This window comes from uncultured Marinobacter sp., assembly GCF_963974375.1.
Classification (GTDB): Bacteria; Pseudomonadota; Gammaproteobacteria; order Pseudomonadales; family Oleiphilaceae; genus Marinobacter.
Map to the genome: position 1 here is coordinate 1 of NZ_CAXBDN010000085.1, position 15,644 is coordinate 15,644.

Consider the following 15,644-nt stretch of genomic DNA (forward strand, 5'->3'; position numbering starts at 1 on the left):
CAACCGGGAAACCCTGGAAGTACGTTACAAAGGCAAGAATATTCACGAAGTACTGGAGATGACCGTCGAGGAAGGCCGTGAATTCTTCGATGCAGTACCATTTCTGGCCCGCAAGCTGCAAACCCTGGTTGACGTGGGGCTCTCCTATATCCGTCTGGGACAGAGCGCCGTTACCCTGTCAGGTGGCGAGGCACAACGGGTAAAACTGGCCCGGGAACTGTCCAAACGGGACACCGGAAAAACCCTCTACATCCTCGACGAACCTACCACCGGACTTCATTTCTACGATATCCAGCAGTTGCTGACAGTGCTCCAGCGCCTGCGGGACCACGGCAATACCATCGTGGTTATTGAGCACAACCTGGATGTGATCAAGACCGCCGACTGGATCATTGATCTTGGCCCGGAAGGTGGTTCTGGTGGCGGTGAGATCATTGCGGAAGGTACACCGGAACAAGTGGCGGCCAATAAACGTTCCTACACGGGGCATTACCTGAAGCCTTTACTCAGCAGGTAATCATTTAGCCGTGGTTTCCGCGGCTAAGAACAAAAAAAGCCGGAGGCCTCACAGCCCCCGGCTTTTCTAAAACGGGACGATGTTACTCGTCGTCGTCCATTTCTTCCGCTTCGATATCCACAGGACGGCCGAGCAGCTCAACAAATGCCATTGGGGCATTATCGCCAGCACGGAAACCGCACTTCAGGATTCGCGTGTAACCGCCCGGACGCTCTGAGTAACGGGGACCCAGTTCGTTGAACAGTTTCGCCACAGCCGCATCGCTGCGCAGGCGCGCGAACGCCAGACGACGATTGGCTACCGAATCGTTTTTCGCGAGCGTGATCAGCGGCTCTGCTACGCGGCGAAGTTCTTTCGCTTTGGGCAGAGTTGTCTTGATCAGCTCATGTTCAACCAGTGACGCAGACATGTTACGAAACATGGCCTTGCGATGCGCACTGGTCCTGTTGAACTTACGACCACTCTTACGATGACGCATTGCTCTTATTCCTTACCTTAAACTACCAATACGGCGATCAACCGCCCAGAACCCGGTCATCGCCGCGAAGGCTAGCCGGTGGCCAGTTGTCAAGACGCATACCCAGAGACAGACCGCGTGAAGCCAGTACGTCCTTGATTTCGGTAAGCGACTTTTTACCCAGGTTAGGCGTCTTCAGCAGCTCGACTTCTGTGCGCTGGATAAGATCGCCGATGTAGTAAATATTCTCAGCTTTGAGGCAGTTTGCCGAACGAACTGTCAGCTCAAGATCATCAACCGGACGCAGCAGAATAGGATCGATTTCTTCCTCTTCCTCGACGTTTTCCGGCTCTTTCTCATGATCAAAATCGACAAATACGGCCAGCTGCTGCTGGAGAATGGTCGCGGCCCGGCGAATTGCTTCTTCCGGATCGATCGTGCCATTGGTCTCCAGGTCAATAACCAGCTTGTCAAGATCGGTACGCTGCTCAACCCGGGCGCTCTCGACCGCATAGGCAACGCGACGTACCGGACTGAACGTAGCGTCCAGCTGGAGGCGTCCAATAGCACGGGTCTCGTCTTCGTCAAGACCGCGCTGATCTGCAGGCTCGTAACCACGACCGCGGGCAACCTTCAGACGCATATTGAGTTCACCTTTCTCGCTCAAGTGACAAATCACATGCTCGGGATTGGTGATCTCAACGTCGTGATCGACCTTGATGTCGCCAGCAGTCACAACGCCTGGGCCTTTCTTGCTGAGAGAGATCTCAGCTTCGTCACGCCCGCCCATCTTCACCGCAACGCCCTTGAGGTTCAGAAGAATCTCAATCACGTCTTCCTGGACACCCTCAATTGCACTGTACTCGTGAAGCACACCGTCAATCTGTGCTTCAGTAACGGCACAGCCAGGCATTGAGGACAAAAGGATACGGCGCAGTGCACTCCCCAGGGTGTGCCCGAAGCCCCGCTCAAGCGGCTCCAGGGTAACCTTGGCACGGGTGGTGCCCAGTTCCTTTACGTCAATGGTACGAGGTGTCAATAACTCATGTACTGAACGCTGCATAGACGCCCCTATCTGCTCTCGTTGCTAACTGGACTTTACTTGGAGTAAAGCTCGACGATGAGGTTCTCGTTGATGTCGGAAGACAGTTCAGTACGCTCAGGCACTGACTTGTACGTTCCGGCCATCTTGTTGGCGTCGACCTCGACCCACTCAACAGGGGCACGACCAGAGGAAAGTTCCAGAGCACCTTTAACGCGCAACTGGTTCTTTGCCTTTTCACGGATACTGATCACATCACCAGGACGAACCTGGTAGGACGGGATATTCACCGGCTTGTCGTTCACCAGAACGGCCTTGTGCGACACCAGCTGACGGGATTCAGCGCGCGTGGAGCCGAAGCCCATGCGGTAAACCACGTTGTCGAGACGCCCTTCCAGCAGCTGGAGCAGGTTCTCACCGGTTGCACCTTTGATACGCGCAGCTTCCTTGTAATAGTTACGGAACTGCTTCTCAAGGATGCCGTAAATACGACGAACTTTCTGTTTTTCGCGAAGCTGTACACCATACTCGGACAGACGGCCACGACGGGCTCCGTGCATACCGGGAGGTGTTTCGAGGTTGCACTTCGAATCCAGTGCGCGAACCCCACTCTTCAGGAAAAGATCTGTCCCCTCACGGCGAGACAGCTTACATTTCGGACCTATGTAACGTGCCATATCTAACTGTCTCCTTTAAACGCGGCGCTTCTTGGGCGGACGACAGCCGTTATGGGGAATCGGCGTCACATCGGTAATGTTTGTGATCTTGTAGCCGCACGCGTTCAGCGCACGAACTGCAGATTCACGCCCGGGCCCGGGCCCCTTAACCTCTACGTCCAGGTTTTTAAGGCCGTATTCAGCAGCCGCATTACCGGCTCTTTCAGCTGCTACCTGCGCAGCAAAAGGTGTGCTCTTGCGTGACCCACGAAAACCAGAACCACCAGAGGTGGCCCAGGACAGTACATTGCCCTGACGGTCAGAAATGGTCACGATAGTGTTGTTGAAGGACGCATGGATATGTGCGACGCCATCAACAACTGTCTTTTTCACCTTTTTACGGGTACGTGTACCTGGCTTTGCCATGTTTGCCTACCTGTTTACTTTCGAATCGGTTTGCGAGGACCTTTACGGGTGCGCGCGTTGGTCTTGGTGCGCTGGCCACGAACCGGAAGGCCGTGACGATGACGCAGACCACGGTGGCATCCGAGATCCTTCAAACGCTTGATGTTCATCTGAACTTCACGACGCAGATCACCTTCAACGGTCAGCTTGCCCACTTCGGTACGAAGAGTTTCAAGCTGCTCGTCAGACAGGTCTTTGATCTTGACGTCCTGCTGGACGCCTGCTGCGCCGCAAAGCTCCTGGGCTGCTGTCTTGCCTACACCAAAAATATAGGTGAGCGAGATAACAGCATGTTTGTTGTCGGGTATATTGACACCGGCTATACGTGCCATCCAGATTACTCCGCGTTCAAAGCTTTGCTGTGTGAATTTTCCGCCACAAAACGGGCGCGAAATAATAGCGCCTGACCCCGCATGGAGTCAAGCGCCATCATTCCGTGCCCAAGCCCGTCTGGGTTGTTGATCGAACTGATCAACCCTGACGCTGCTTGTGGCGAGGCTCCGAGCAAATGACTCGAACTGAGCCATTGCGACGAATTACTTTGCAGTTACGGCAAATTTTCTTTACCGAAGCGCGTACTTTCATTGTCCACTCCAGTTTTCAGGGGGAGCTGACGGCGTCAGCTCCGGCCATAGCCCTTGAGATTGGATTTCTTCATCAGCGAATCATACTGATGCGACATCAGGTGCGATTGAACCTGAGCCATGAAGTCCATCACCACGACTACCACAATCAACAGCGATGTCCCCCCCAGATAGAAAGGAACATTACCCGCAACCATCAGAAACTGAGGGAAAAGGGAAACTGCTGCGATATACATTGCACCGAACAGAGTCAGCCGGGTAAGCACTCCGTCGATGTACTTAGCGGTCTGATCACCCGGGCGGATACCAGGAATAAATGCCCCGGAACGCTTCAGGTTATCGGCTACTTCTTTCGGGTTGTACATCAGCGCCGTATAGAAGAAGCAGAAGAATACCACAGCTGCCGCAAAAAGAATGATGTAAAGCGGTTGGCTTGGCGCCAGCGCCTGGGAAATATCACTCAGCCACTCCATGCCCTCACCCTGTCCGAACCACTGACCAAGAGAGGCCGGGAACAACAGAATGGATGAAGCAAAGATAGGCGGAATAACACCGGCCATGTTGACCTTCAGTGGCAGATGGCTCGACTGCTGAGCAAACACCCTGCGGCCTTGCTGGCGCTTGGCGTAGTTTATGGTCAGCCTTCGCTGACCACGCTCCATGAAGACCACAAAGCCGACTACCGCAATTGCCAGCACGCCGATACCCAGCACCACCAGCAAGCTCATTTCACCGCTTCTGGCCTGCTCGAGCGTCTGCCCCAGCGCACCGGGCAAGCCCGCTACGATACCAGCAAAGATCAGCAGCGAGATACCGTTACCGACACCGCGCTCCGTGATCTGCTCGCCCAGCCACATCATGAAGACCGCGCCACTCACGAAGGAGATAACGGCTACAAAATGGAAGCTGAAACTATCATTGAAGGTAACACCCTGGGACGCAAGCCCCATGGAAATCCCCATACCCTGCACAAGGGCCAGTAACACCGTACCATAACGGGTGTACTGGCTGATCTTGCGACGACCGGCTTCACCTTCCTTCTTCAGCTGCTCCAGTGTTGGGTTAACCGCTGTCATCAGCTGCATGATAATGGAAGCCGAAATATAGGGCATGATGCCCAGTGCGAAGATACTCATCCGCTCAAGCGCACCACCGGAAAACATGTTGAACAGGCTCAGAATGGTGCCCTGATTCTGATCAAACAGTGCCGCCAGGCGATCCGGGTTAATACCAGGCACAGGGATGTGCGCACCGATCCGGTAAACCAGAAGTGCGATGACCACAAACCAGAGCCGCGAACGCAGCTCTGCAAGTCCCTTTCCTGCGCCAGCAGGCATTGTTGATGTCTTGGCCATGTAGTCCTCGACTCGCCTTAGTCTTCGACTTTCCCGCCCGCAGCTGTGATCGCCTCACGAGCGCCTTTAGTCACCTTCAGGCCTTTGACGGTCACCGCACGGGTGAGCTCACCGGAAAGGATGACCCGCGCAGCGCGGATCTCTTCACGGATAATGTCGGCTTTCTTCAGCGCGGCCAGATCAGCGATGTCGCCATCCACTTTTGCCAGCTCGTTGAGGCGGATTTCTGCCACGTAACGCTGCTGACGGGATGTGAAGCCAAACTTGGGCAGACGGCGGGCCAGCGGTTGCTGACCACCCTCGAAGCCAGGAGCCACGGAGCCGCCGGAGCGAGCCTTGAGACCCTTGTGACCACGACCGGCTGTCTTGCCGAATCCACTTCCGATACCACGACCAACGCGCCTTGCGGCCGGACGTGAACCGGGTTCCGGACTAAGTTCGTTCAGACGCATCTTAGTTATCCTCTACCCGAACCAGGTAATTTACCCGGTTGATCATACCGCGGATGGAAGGTGTGTCTTCCACTTCCACAGTGTGACCGATTCTACGAAGACCCAGGCCCTTCACACACAGTTTGTGCTTGGGCTGGCAGCCGATCGGGCTGCGGGTCAGTGTTACTTTAATTGTCTTTGCGTTCGCCATGACTTCAACCCAGAATATCTTCCACGGTCTTGCCGCGCTTGGCTGCAATATCTTCAGGCGCATGCATGGCCTGAAGACCCTTGATAGTGGCACGGACTACGTTGACCGGGTTGGTCGAGCCGTAACACTTCGACAGTACGTTATGAACACCGGCCACTTCCAGCACAGAGCGCATCGCACCACCGGCAATGATACCTGTACCTTCAGACGCAGGCTGCATGTAAACCCGGGATGCGCCATGGTTGGCTTTTACCGGGTACTGCAGGGTGTTACCGTCGAGCGGTATATCCACCATGTTCTTACGCGCAGCTTCCATGGCCTTCTGGATGGCTACCGGCACTTCGCGGGCCTTACCGCGACCGAAACCCACCCGACCCTTACCATCACCCACAACAGTGAGTGCGGTGAAGGCAAAAATACGACCACCTTTAACCACTTTGGCTACGCGGTTAACCTGAACCAGCTTTTCCTGGAGCTCAGGCGCCTTCTGTTCGTTAACGCTCATCTTCTCCACCTCTTAGAATTGCAAGCCAGCTTCACGGGCAGCGTCGGCAAGTGCCTGTACGCGACCATGGTAACGGTAGCCAGAGCGGTCGAATGCGACCTTCTCGATACCAGCGGCCTTGGCTCGCTCAGCAATCAACTGACCGACCTTCTTGGCCGCATCTACATTACCCGTAGCACCCTGACGCAGATCCTTATCGAGAGTGGAAGCTGTGGCCAGAACCTTACTTCCGTCTGCGGTGGTGACCTGGGCGTACATGTGCCGCGGTGTGCGATGCACGCACAGACGGTCGGTGCCCAGTTTACGGATCTTCATGCGCACTTTGCGTGCGCGACGCAATCTTTCAGTATTCGCGCTCATAGTCCCGCCTTATTTCTTCTTGGCTTCTTTGCGTCTTACCTGCTCATCCGCATAACGAACACCTTTGCCTTTGTAAGGCTCGGGCGGACGGAACGCGCGGATTTCAGCAGCGACCTGGCCAACCTGTTGCTTGTCGATTCCCCGAACAACGATCTCTGTCTGAGTCGGAGTTTCAGCGGTAATCCCCTCGGGCAGCTCATACTCAACCGGGTGAGAAAAACCCAGTGTCAGATTGAGCTTCTTGCCCTGCGCCTGCGCCCGGTATCCTACGCCGATCAGCTGGAGCTTACGCTCGAAGCCATCGGTAACACCGGTAACCATGTTGTTAATCAACGCGCGAGTAGTACCTGCAAGAGCGCGGGACTGTTTGGCACCATCGCGGGCTGCAAAGAGAAGAGTTCCCTCTTCCTGCTTTACCTCAACCGCCTGATGAATGTTAAATTGAAGCGCTCCCTTGGAGCCCTTTACATTGATTTCCTGTCCGTTCAGCTTAACCTCAACACCGGAAGGCAGCACGACAGGATTATTGGCAACCCTGGACATGTCTTTCTCCTAGAATACGGTGCAGATGACTTCGCCACCCACGCCCGCAGCACGTGCAGCGCGGTCGGTCATAACGCCTTTCGACGTAGACACGATAGCGACCCCAAGACCAGCTGCCACTTTCGGCAGTTCCGCTGTGCCTTTGTACTGGCGCAGACTCGGACGGCTGACCCGCTTGATCTCTTCAATAACCGGCTTTCCGCCGAAGTATTTCAGAGTAATAGTCAGTTCCGGCTTGGCATCAGCTGAGACGGAAAATTCACCAACGTAACCTTCGTCCTTCAGGACCTGGGCTACGGAGATTTTCATCTTTGAAGACGGCATCGTCACATCAGCTTTCGACGCCATCTGTGCATTACGGATACGAGTAAACATATCCGCAAGCGTATCTTGCATACTCATTGGTATGAGGCTCCTGAACTTTTTAGTTGTGCAGCGGCTGGCCGCTCCGCTTACCAACGATCACCGCGACGAATCGCGGTGTTGTTTACCAACTGGACTTGGTCAGACCCGGGACATCACCGCGCATGCCGTATTCACGGAGTTTGATCCGTGACAGCTCGAACTTGCGGAGAACACCGTGGGGACGACCAGTAACCTGGCAACGGTTACGAAGACGGGAGGGACTCGCATCACGAGGAAGCTGCTGTAGCTTCATCTGCGCGTCCCAGCGTTCTTCGTCGCTGGAATTCGGGTTCTTGATAATCGCCTTGAGCTCGGCGCGCTTCGCTGCGAATTTCGCAACGGTTTGCTCGCGCTTGAGCTCACGGTTTTTCATGGATACCTTAGCCATGTACTCGTTCCTTATTTCTTGAACGGAAAGCCAAAGGCTTTCAGCAGTTCGCGGCCTTCGTCATCGGTACCGGCACTGGTGGTAATGGTGATATCCATCCCGCGGATCTTGTCGACTTTGTCGTACTCGATTTCCGGGAAGATGATCTGCTCACGCACACCCATGCTGTAGTTGCCGCGACCGTCGAACGATTTCGGGTTCAGACCACGGAAGTCACGAACACGAGGAATCGCAATGTGGACCAGGCGGTCAAAGAAGTCCCACATACGCTCACCGCGCAGAGTTACTTTACAACCGATCGGCCAACCTTCACGGATCTTGAAGCCAGCTACTGACTTGCGAGCCATGGTGACCACTACTTTCTGGCCAGCCAGACGCTCAAGATCAGCAACCGCGTTTTCGATCAGCTTCTTGTCGCCAACCGCTTCACCAACACCCATGTTCAGGGTGATTTTTTCGATACGCGGCACCTGCATAACGTTCTTGTAACCGAACTCTTTCTGCAGGGCGGGTACCACTTCCTGTTTATACTGCTCTTTCATGTTCAGCATCGTAACCACCACCGCTTACTGGTTATCGACAGCTTCGTTCGTAGCTTTGTAGATCCGCACTTTAGCGCCGTCTTCCTTGATCTGGAAGCCTACGCGATCGGCTTTGCCGGTCTGCGGATTAAAAATAGCCACGTTGGAAGCCTGGATAGGTGCTTCTTTTTCGACGATGCCACCCGGGGTGCCCAGCATCGGGTTCGGTTTGGTGTGCTTCTTCATCATGTTGATGCCAGAAACAATCACCTTGCCGTCGTCCTGAACTTTCAGGACTTTACCACGCTTGCCTTTGTCTTTACCCGTGGTGACGATTACTTCGTCATCTCGTTTGATCTTTTTCATAACCGGCCTTTAGTCCTTACAGTACTTCGGGTGCCAGTGAAATAATTTTCATAAACTTCTCATTTCGCAGTTCGCGGGTAACCGGTCCGAAGATACGGGTGCCAATCGGCGCGTCCTGGTTGTTAAGAAGTACCGCCGCGTTACCGTCAAAGCGGATCAGCGATCCGTCAGGACGACGCACACCCTTACGGGTACGCACAACAACAGCCTTGAGTACCTGGCCTTTCTTCACCTTGCCGCGGGGGATGGCTTCCTTAACGGTCACCTTGATGATATCTCCCACGCTGGCATAACGCCGGTGCGAACCGCCCAGGACCTTGATGCACATAACCTGCCGTGCACCACTGTTGTCCGCGACTTCAAGCATTGTTTGAGTCTGAATCATGGTTATTCTCCAGCAGAAACCGCTATCGCGGTTTCGACAAGACTCCCCGTCCGGGCGAGTTACACCTTGGAAGCGCGTTCGGTGACTTCGACCAGAGCCCAGCTTTTCGTCTTGGAGACCGGGCGGGTTTCCCTGATCGTAACGAGATCACCAATGTTGCACTCGTTCTGTTCATCATGAGCATGAATCTTGGTTGAGCGCTTTATGTACTTGCCATAAAGCGGGTGCTTGACCTGGCGCTCAACCAGAACAACGATGGACTTGTCCATCTTGTTGCTCACGACCTTGCCGTCTAGGGTTCTGGCAGTTTGGGTAGCTTCAGTCATGTCACTTTCCTGCCTTATCATTCATCACTGTTTTCACACGAGCAATATCGCGCTTCACATTGGCGAGAAGATGAGACTGATTCAGCTGACCTGTTGCCTTACGCATACGCAGGTTGAACTGCTCCTTCAGGAGGTCGATCAGCTCTTTGTTCAGCTCTTCGACTGACTTCTCACGCAGCTCTGTTGCTTTCATCACATCACCGTCCTCGTTACAAAGGTGGTCTGAACGGGCAATTTAGCCGCTGCGAGTGTGAAGGCTTCACGTGCAATTTCTTCAGAGACGCCTTCCATTTCGTAGAGCATACGGCCTGGCTGAATTTCAGCCACCCAGTACTCGACAGAACCCTTACCTTTACCCATTCGTACTTCAAGCGGCTTACCGGTGATCGGCTTGTCCGGGAAAATCCGGATCCAGATCTTACCGCCCCGCTTGATCCGACGAGTCATGGTACGACGCGCCGCTTCGATCTGGCGCGCAGTTATACGACCACGAGTCGTCGCTTTCAATCCGTATTCACCGAAGCTCACCTTGTTAGCGCGCTGAGCAAGACCGGTATTACGGCCCTTCATTACCTTGCGAAATTTGGTGCGTTTTGGCTGCAGCATTCGAGTGCCCCCTTACTTGGAACCTTTCTTGCGAGAGGCATTCTTGTCAGCACGGACCTGTTCCATACCGCCAAGAATCTCACCCTTGAAGATCCATACCTTAACGCCGATAACGCCGTAAGTGGTGTGCGCTTCGTAGGTTGCGTAATCGATATCTGCACGCAGTGTGTGCAGCGGAACGCGACCTTCACGGTACCACTCGGAACGGGCGATTTCGGCACCCCCAAGACGACCACCAACCTGAATCTTGATACCCTTGGCACCCTGACGCATGGCGTTCTGAACCGCGCGCTTCATGGCACGACGGAACATCACACGACGTTCGAGCTGACCGGCAACGTTTTGCGCTACCAGGCGGGCATCCAGGTCCGGCTTGCGGACTTCCTCGATGTTGATGTGCACAGGCACACCCATCATGTCGCTGACTTCACGACGCAGACGGTCAACATCTTCACCCTTCTTACCGATAACAATACCGGGACGGGCAGTATGGATCGTGATACGGGCGTTCTGAGCAGGGCGCTCGATCACAATCTTGCTGACAGACGCCTTTAGCAGACGCTTGTCGAGGAATTCACGAACCTGAATATCATTCAGCAACTTCTTCGCGTATTCCCGTTTTTCGGCATACCAGACTGAGTTGTGTTCTTTGATCACACCCAGGCGCATGCCAGTCGGATTTACTTTGTGACCCATCTGAGCATCTCCTACTTGTCGGCGACCTTGACGGTGATATGGCAGGTGCGCTTCATAATACGGTCAGCGCGCCCCTTGGCTCGAGCTCTGATTCGCTTGAGCGTCGGGCCCTCATCCACCATCACGGTGGAGACCCGCAGATCATCTACGTCCAGACCTTCGTTATGCTCAGCGTTGGCAATGGCGGACTCAAGAGCTTTCTTGATCACGACCGCTGCCTTCTTCGGGCTGAAAGTCAGAATGTTAAGGGCGTCCTCAACGGCCTTACCGCGAACCTGGTCAGCGACAAGACGTGCTTTCTGAGCAGAGAGGCGAGCGCCCTTATACTTGGCTGCTACTTCCATTTCGATTCCCCTCACAATCAGCGTTTAGCTTTCTTGTCAGCTACATGACCACGGTAAGTACGCGTTGCCGCGAACTCCCCCAATTTGTGACCGACCATATCTTCGGTCACATACACTGGCACATGTTGCTTGCCGTTGTGTACTGCGATGGTCAGGCCTACCATCTCCGGAAAGATTGTTGACCGGCGGGACCAGGTTTTGATCGGCCGCTTGTCGTTGGCTTCCAGAGCTGCCTCGACCTTCTTCAACAGATGCAGGTCTATAAAAGGACCTTTCTTTAAAGAACGTGGCACAGCAATTACCTCTATGTAGTCGTTTACTTGGCTGAACGACGACGTACTATCATCTTGTCAGTACGTTTGTTCTTACGAGTCTTATGCCCTTTGGTCGGAACACCCCACGGAGTAACCGGGTGACGCCCGCCAGAGGTACGCCCTTCACCACCACCATGCGGGTGGTCAACTGGGTTCATAGCAACACCACGTACTGTTGGACGTTTACCGCGCCAACGTGATGCACCCGCTTTACCAAGCTGCTTGAGACTGTGCTCGCTGTTGGAAACTTCACCCAACGTTGCGCGGCAATCAACAAGCACCTTTCGCATTTCACCTGAGCGCAGGCGGATAGTGGCGTAAGCCCCTTCCCTTGCAACCAGCTGTACGGATGCGCCCGCAGAGCGAGCCAGCTGTGCACCTTTACCAGGCTTGAGTTCGACGCAGTGAATGACAGAACCGACCGGAATATTCCGGAGCGGCAATGTGCTACCCACTTTAATCGGCGCGTCGATACCGGAGCGCACAGGATCTCCTGCTTTCATACCTTTGGGAGCGATAATGTAGCGACGCTCGCCATCGGCATACTTCAGGAGCGCAATGTGCGCAGAACGGTTCGGATCATATTCCAGGCGCTCAATGACCGCAGGAATACCATCTTTGGTCCGCTTGAAATCGATGACACGGTAGTGCTGTTTATGGCCACCACCAATGTGACGAGTAGTAATGCGGCCAGCATTGTTACGGCCACCAGACTTACTCTTTGTTTCTACCAACGGCTCGTAAGGACCACCTTTGTGCAGGTCCGGGTTGTAAAGCTTTACAACGTGACGGCGTCCGGCAGATGTTGGCTTGGTTTTGACGATCGGCATATTACGACCCCTTTACCTTATTCCACATCCAGAAAATCGATGTCCTGACCTTCTGCCAGCTTTACGTAAGCCTTGCGAATGTCATTACGCTTGCCGAACCCGCGGGTAGTGCGCTTGAGCTTACCCTTACGATTCAGAACCTGAACACCTTCGACGGTGACGTTGAACAGCTGCTCAACGGCTTTCTTGATCTCTGGCTTGGTAGCGTCAGTGGCCACACGGAAAACCACCTGATTGCTCTCGGCAACCATGGATGCTTTTTCTGACACGTGCGGTCCCAACAGAACCTTGTAGATACGTTCCTGATTCATCCCAGCATCTCCTCGATCTTCTTAAGAGCCGGAACGGTAACCACAACCTTCTCAAAGGCAACCAGGCTGACCGGATCGAGACCTGCAACATCGCGCACGTCAACGTGCGGCACATTGCGGGACGCCAGATGAAGGTTCTGCTCTACATTCTCGGCCAGAATCAGGGCATTGGATACGCCCAGATCCTTCAGCTTTGCAGTGAAAGCCTTGGTCTTGGGACTATCGACAACAACGTCGTCGACAACGACCAGGCGATCCTGACGAACCAGCTCAGAAAAAATAGACTGCATCGCCGCACGGTACATCTTGCGGTTAACTTTCTGCTCGTAGTTCTGGGGCTTGGCCGCAAAGGTCACACCACCTGAACGCCAGATCGGGCTACGAATCGTACCCGCACGGGCACGACCGGTGCCCTTCTGACGCCACGGCTTCTTGCCGCCACCACTTACTTCTGAACGAGTCTTCTGAGCACGGGTCCCCTGACGACCAGCAGCCATATAGGCTGTGACAACCTGGTGAACCAGTGACTCATTAAATTCTTTGGCGAACGAGGCATCGGAAACCGAAATCCCCTTGTCGCTACCCGTAATTGTTAATTCCATCGCACCGCTCCTCAGGCTTTAACTGCAGGCTTGATGATCACGTTGCCGCCGGTAGCTCCCGGTACAGCACCACGAATCAGCAGCAGGTTGCGCTCGGCATCGACACGGACAACCTGAAGGTTCTGCACAGTCACCTGTGCGTTGCCCATCTGGCCCGCCATCTTTTTGCCCTTGAATACCTTACCCGGAGTCTGGTTCTGACCAATGGAACCCGGAGCACGATGAGACAGGGAGTTACCGTGAGTCGCGTCCTGCATGGAGAAGTTCCAGCGCTTGACACCGCCCTGGAAGCCCTTACCTTTGGACTGACCTACCGCATCGACTACCTGACCGTCTTCAAACACGGACACAGTAATCTCTCCGCCAGCGGCCAGATCTTCACCTTCACCTTCAGCCAGGCGGAATTCCCACATGCCACGACCGGCTTCAACGCCTGCCTTCGCAAAGTGGCCCGCTGCGCTTTTGGTTACCCGGGAGGGACGACGATTGCCCACAGTCACCTGAACGGCACGATAGCCGTCGGTTTCGAGGGTTTTCAGTTGGGTAATGCGGTTGGCTTCAACCTCGATTACCGTTACGGGCACTGCTTGCCCGTCTTCCGTAAAAATACGGGTCATTCCGGCCTTACGACCGACTACACCAATTGCCATGTTTCACCTCTTAAGTGTACGGGGCTCGCACCCTCTATGGCCTTAGGACAGTTACACTGACCAATACCTGCTGGTATTAGCCGAGGCTGATCTGAACGTCTACACCCGCTGCAAGATCAAGCTTCATCAAAGCATCTACTGTCTTTTCCGTCGGCTCGACAATGTCAAGCAAACGCTTGTGAGTACGAATTTCGTACTGGTCGCGCGCGTCTTTGTTGACGTGCGGGGAGACCAGTATTGTGTACTTTTCCTTCCGCGTCGGCAGAGGGATAGGTCCACGCACCTGAGCGCCGGTCCGCTTCGCGGTATCGACGATCTCCTGCGTGGACTGGTCGATCAGGCGGTAATCAAACGCCTTCAACCGGATTCTGATTTTTTGGCTTTGCATGATGCACCAAACTCCACTCGTAGCAGCTACTTGTTGTAAGCCGACCTTCAAAAAAAGGAGCCGCATTGTATGCATAATACCCAGCAGAGTCAAGCAACCACATGGATGCCTGAAACTGCCGGGTATATGGATGCCTGCGGAACTGAAAAAGGGGCTGACCAGCAGCCCCTTTCTCCGATCGCTGAACGAATTACGCCAGGATCTTGGAGACCACGCCGGCGCCAACGGTACGGCCGCCTTCGCGAATCGCGAAGCGCAGACCATCTTCCATGGCGATCGGGTTGATCAGGGTGACGGACAATTTCACGTTGTCACCCGGCATTACCATTTCCACGCCTTCCGGCAGCTCACATGAACCAGTCACGTCAGTGGTACGGAAGTAAAACTGCGGACGGTAGCCCTTGAAGAAAGGCGTATGACGACCACCCTCTTCCTTGCTCAGGACATACACTTCGCATTCGAACTGGGTGTGCGGCTTGATAGAACCCGGTACACACAGTACCTGCCCGCGCTCAACGTCATCACGCTTGGTGCCACGCAGCAGTACGCCCACGTTCTCACCCGCACGACCTTCGTCCAGCAGCTTGCGGAACATCTCAACACCGGTACAGGTGGTCTTCACGGTATCGCGGATGCCCACGATTTCCACTTCATCACCCACCTTCACGATGCCGCGCTCGACACGACCGGTCACAACGGTACCACGACCGGAGATCGAGAACACGTCTTCGATCGGCATCAGGAACGGCTGATCAATCGCACGCTCAGGCTGCGGGATGTACTCGTCCAGCGCCTCAACCAGCTTCTTCACAGCCGTGGTGCCCATCTCGTTGTCATCCTTGCCTTCCAGCGCCATCAGCGCGGAACCAATGATGATCGGAGTGTCGTCACCCGGGAAGTCGTACATGTTCAGCAGATCGCGAACTTCCATCTCGACCAGCTCAAGCAGCTCTTCGTCGTCGACCATGTCAGCCTTGTTCAGGAACACAACGATGAACGGTACGCCCACCTGACGGGACAGCAGGATGTGCTCGCGGGTCTGCGGCATGGGGCCGTCAGCTGCGGAACACACCAGGATGGCGCCGTCCATCTGCGCTGCACCGGTGATCATGTTCTTCACATAGTCAGCGTGGCCCGGGCAATCTACGTGCGCGTAGTGACGGGCCGGTGAATCATACTCAACGTGGGAGGTCGCAATGGTAATACCACGTGCGCGCTCTTCCGGTGCGTTATCGATCTGGTCGAAGGCACGGGACTCGCCGGTTCCCCACACTTCGTGACATACGCGCGTCAGCGCCGCTGTCAGGGTTGTCTTGCCATGGTCAACGTGACCAATGGTGCCCACGTTGACGTGCGGCTTGTTACGCTCAAATTTTGCTTTAGACA

General features: G+C 54.7%; 30 protein-coding genes. 1 reads left to right on the forward strand and 29 read right to left on the reverse strand.

What is annotated here, in order from left to right; translation table 11 throughout:
• The coding region (locus tag AAC035_RS09115; RefSeq protein ID WP_339802860.1) for an ATP-binding cassette domain-containing protein at positions 1-517 on the forward strand (517 nt) is incomplete at its 5' end.
• Positions 518-599: 82 nt separating this feature from the next.
• On the opposite strand, the gene rplQ is transcribed toward AAC035_RS09115, so the two are convergent.
• The 29 genes from rplQ to tuf form a co-directional block, all read right to left on the reverse strand.
• Complete coding sequence (rplQ, locus tag AAC035_RS09120; RefSeq protein WP_339802863.1) at positions 600-995, reverse strand: 50S ribosomal protein L17; 396 nt, start codon at positions 993-995, stop codon at positions 600-602.
• Between the two features lie 37 nt (positions 996-1,032).
• On the reverse strand, positions 1,033-2,037 hold the full coding sequence (gene rpoA, locus AAC035_RS09125) for a DNA-directed RNA polymerase subunit alpha (protein WP_339802866.1): 1,005 nt from the start codon (positions 2,035-2,037) through the stop codon (positions 1,033-1,035).
• A gap of 35 nt (positions 2,038-2,072) precedes the next feature.
• On the reverse strand, positions 2,073-2,693 hold the full coding sequence (gene rpsD / locus AAC035_RS09130) for a 30S ribosomal protein S4 (RefSeq protein WP_339802868.1): 621 nt from the start codon (positions 2,691-2,693) through the stop codon (positions 2,073-2,075).
• 15 nt (positions 2,694-2,708) lie between these two features.
• Complete coding sequence (gene rpsK / locus AAC035_RS09135) at positions 2,709-3,098, reverse strand: 30S ribosomal protein S11 (protein ID WP_007153992.1); 390 nt, start codon at positions 3,096-3,098, stop codon at positions 2,709-2,711.
• A 14-nt stretch (positions 3,099-3,112) separates the two neighbouring features.
• Positions 3,113-3,469 carry a 30S ribosomal protein S13 gene (rpsM, locus tag AAC035_RS09140; protein ID WP_339802870.1) on the reverse strand — a complete coding sequence of 119 codons (357 nt, stop codon included), beginning with the start codon at positions 3,467-3,469 and terminating at the stop codon, positions 3,113-3,115.
• Between the two features lie 139 nt (positions 3,470-3,608).
• Positions 3,609-3,722: a 50S ribosomal protein L36 gene (gene rpmJ, locus AAC035_RS09145; RefSeq protein WP_008174902.1), complete on the reverse strand. Its 114-nt coding sequence runs from the start codon at positions 3,720-3,722 to the stop codon at positions 3,609-3,611.
• A 34-nt stretch (positions 3,723-3,756) separates the two neighbouring features.
• A complete protein-coding gene (secY, locus tag AAC035_RS09150; protein ID WP_339802873.1) occupies positions 3,757-5,076 on the reverse strand; it encodes a preprotein translocase subunit SecY in 1,320 nt (439 codons plus the stop codon).
• A 17-nt stretch (positions 5,077-5,093) separates the two neighbouring features.
• Positions 5,094-5,528 (reverse strand): 50S ribosomal protein L15, encoded by a 435-nt coding sequence (rplO, locus tag AAC035_RS09155; protein ID WP_339802874.1) that lies wholly within the window; start codon positions 5,526-5,528, stop codon positions 5,094-5,096.
• Position 5,529: 1 nt separating this feature from the next.
• Positions 5,530-5,718, reverse strand: coding sequence for a 50S ribosomal protein L30 (rpmD, locus tag AAC035_RS09160; protein ID WP_339802877.1), 189 nt, complete (start codon positions 5,716-5,718; stop codon positions 5,530-5,532).
• A 4-nt stretch (positions 5,719-5,722) separates the two neighbouring features.
• Positions 5,723-6,223, reverse strand: a complete 501-nt coding sequence (gene rpsE, locus AAC035_RS09165; RefSeq protein ID WP_339802880.1) for a 30S ribosomal protein S5 — start codon at positions 6,221-6,223, stop codon at positions 5,723-5,725.
• A gap of 12 nt (positions 6,224-6,235) precedes the next feature.
• Positions 6,236-6,583, reverse strand: coding sequence for a 50S ribosomal protein L18 (gene rplR / locus AAC035_RS09170; RefSeq protein WP_339802883.1), 348 nt, complete (start codon positions 6,581-6,583; stop codon positions 6,236-6,238).
• 9 nt (positions 6,584-6,592) lie between these two features.
• Positions 6,593-7,126, reverse strand: coding sequence for a 50S ribosomal protein L6 (rplF, locus tag AAC035_RS09175; protein ID WP_339802886.1), 534 nt, complete (start codon positions 7,124-7,126; stop codon positions 6,593-6,595).
• Between the two features lie 9 nt (positions 7,127-7,135).
• Entirely contained in the window at positions 7,136-7,528 is a 393-nt protein-coding gene (rpsH, locus tag AAC035_RS09180; RefSeq protein WP_339802889.1) for a 30S ribosomal protein S8, read from the reverse strand.
• An 85-nt stretch (positions 7,529-7,613) separates the two neighbouring features.
• Positions 7,614-7,919, reverse strand: a complete 306-nt coding sequence (rpsN, locus tag AAC035_RS09185) for a 30S ribosomal protein S14 (protein WP_339802893.1) — start codon at positions 7,917-7,919, stop codon at positions 7,614-7,616.
• 11 nt (positions 7,920-7,930) lie between these two features.
• Positions 7,931-8,470 (reverse strand): 50S ribosomal protein L5, encoded by a 540-nt coding sequence (gene rplE / locus AAC035_RS09190; protein WP_339802896.1) that lies wholly within the window; start codon positions 8,468-8,470, stop codon positions 7,931-7,933.
• Between the two features lie 15 nt (positions 8,471-8,485).
• Positions 8,486-8,806, reverse strand: coding sequence for a 50S ribosomal protein L24 (rplX, locus tag AAC035_RS09195; protein WP_339802899.1), 321 nt, complete (start codon positions 8,804-8,806; stop codon positions 8,486-8,488).
• A 16-nt stretch (positions 8,807-8,822) separates the two neighbouring features.
• The gene (rplN, locus tag AAC035_RS09200; protein ID WP_007154005.1) at positions 8,823-9,191 is read right to left on the reverse strand and encodes a 50S ribosomal protein L14; all 369 of its coding nucleotides are present in this window, start codon (positions 9,189-9,191) and stop codon (positions 8,823-8,825) included.
• Between the two features lie 59 nt (positions 9,192-9,250).
• Positions 9,251-9,517, reverse strand: a complete 267-nt coding sequence (gene rpsQ / locus AAC035_RS09205; RefSeq protein WP_339802901.1) for a 30S ribosomal protein S17 — start codon at positions 9,515-9,517, stop codon at positions 9,251-9,253.
• A gap of 1 nt (position 9,518) precedes the next feature.
• The gene (rpmC, locus tag AAC035_RS09210) at positions 9,519-9,710 is read right to left on the reverse strand and encodes a 50S ribosomal protein L29 (protein WP_339802927.1); all 192 of its coding nucleotides are present in this window, start codon (positions 9,708-9,710) and stop codon (positions 9,519-9,521) included.
• Positions 9,710-10,123: a 50S ribosomal protein L16 gene (rplP, locus tag AAC035_RS09215; RefSeq protein WP_339802904.1), complete on the reverse strand. Its 414-nt coding sequence runs from the start codon at positions 10,121-10,123 to the stop codon at positions 9,710-9,712. The genes rpmC and rplP overlap by 1 nt, the downstream gene beginning before the upstream one ends.
• 12 nt (positions 10,124-10,135) lie before the next feature.
• Entirely contained in the window at positions 10,136-10,819 is a 684-nt protein-coding gene (rpsC, locus tag AAC035_RS09220) for a 30S ribosomal protein S3 (RefSeq protein WP_339802906.1), read from the reverse strand.
• A gap of 11 nt (positions 10,820-10,830) precedes the next feature.
• Positions 10,831-11,163 (reverse strand): 50S ribosomal protein L22, encoded by a 333-nt coding sequence (gene rplV / locus AAC035_RS09225; protein WP_339802909.1) that lies wholly within the window; start codon positions 11,161-11,163, stop codon positions 10,831-10,833.
• Between the two features lie 17 nt (positions 11,164-11,180).
• Positions 11,181-11,456: a 30S ribosomal protein S19 gene (gene rpsS, locus AAC035_RS09230; RefSeq protein ID WP_339802911.1), complete on the reverse strand. Its 276-nt coding sequence runs from the start codon at positions 11,454-11,456 to the stop codon at positions 11,181-11,183.
• A gap of 23 nt (positions 11,457-11,479) precedes the next feature.
• Positions 11,480-12,307: a 50S ribosomal protein L2 gene (gene rplB, locus AAC035_RS09235; RefSeq protein ID WP_339802913.1), complete on the reverse strand. Its 828-nt coding sequence runs from the start codon at positions 12,305-12,307 to the stop codon at positions 11,480-11,482.
• A gap of 17 nt (positions 12,308-12,324) precedes the next feature.
• The gene (rplW, locus tag AAC035_RS09240; protein ID WP_339802916.1) at positions 12,325-12,618 is read right to left on the reverse strand and encodes a 50S ribosomal protein L23; all 294 of its coding nucleotides are present in this window, start codon (positions 12,616-12,618) and stop codon (positions 12,325-12,327) included.
• Entirely contained in the window at positions 12,615-13,220 is a 606-nt protein-coding gene (gene rplD / locus AAC035_RS09245) for a 50S ribosomal protein L4 (RefSeq protein ID WP_339802919.1), read from the reverse strand. The genes rplW and rplD overlap by 4 nt, the downstream gene beginning before the upstream one ends.
• A gap of 11 nt (positions 13,221-13,231) precedes the next feature.
• A complete protein-coding gene (gene rplC / locus AAC035_RS09250; RefSeq protein ID WP_339802922.1) occupies positions 13,232-13,870 on the reverse strand; it encodes a 50S ribosomal protein L3 in 639 nt (212 codons plus the stop codon).
• Between the two features lie 76 nt (positions 13,871-13,946).
• A complete protein-coding gene (gene rpsJ / locus AAC035_RS09255; protein ID WP_041341420.1) occupies positions 13,947-14,258 on the reverse strand; it encodes a 30S ribosomal protein S10 in 312 nt (103 codons plus the stop codon).
• A gap of 190 nt (positions 14,259-14,448) precedes the next feature.
• Positions 14,449-15,644 (reverse strand): elongation factor Tu (gene tuf, locus AAC035_RS09260; RefSeq protein ID WP_339802925.1); only part of this gene is annotated, 1,196 nt, incomplete at its 5' end.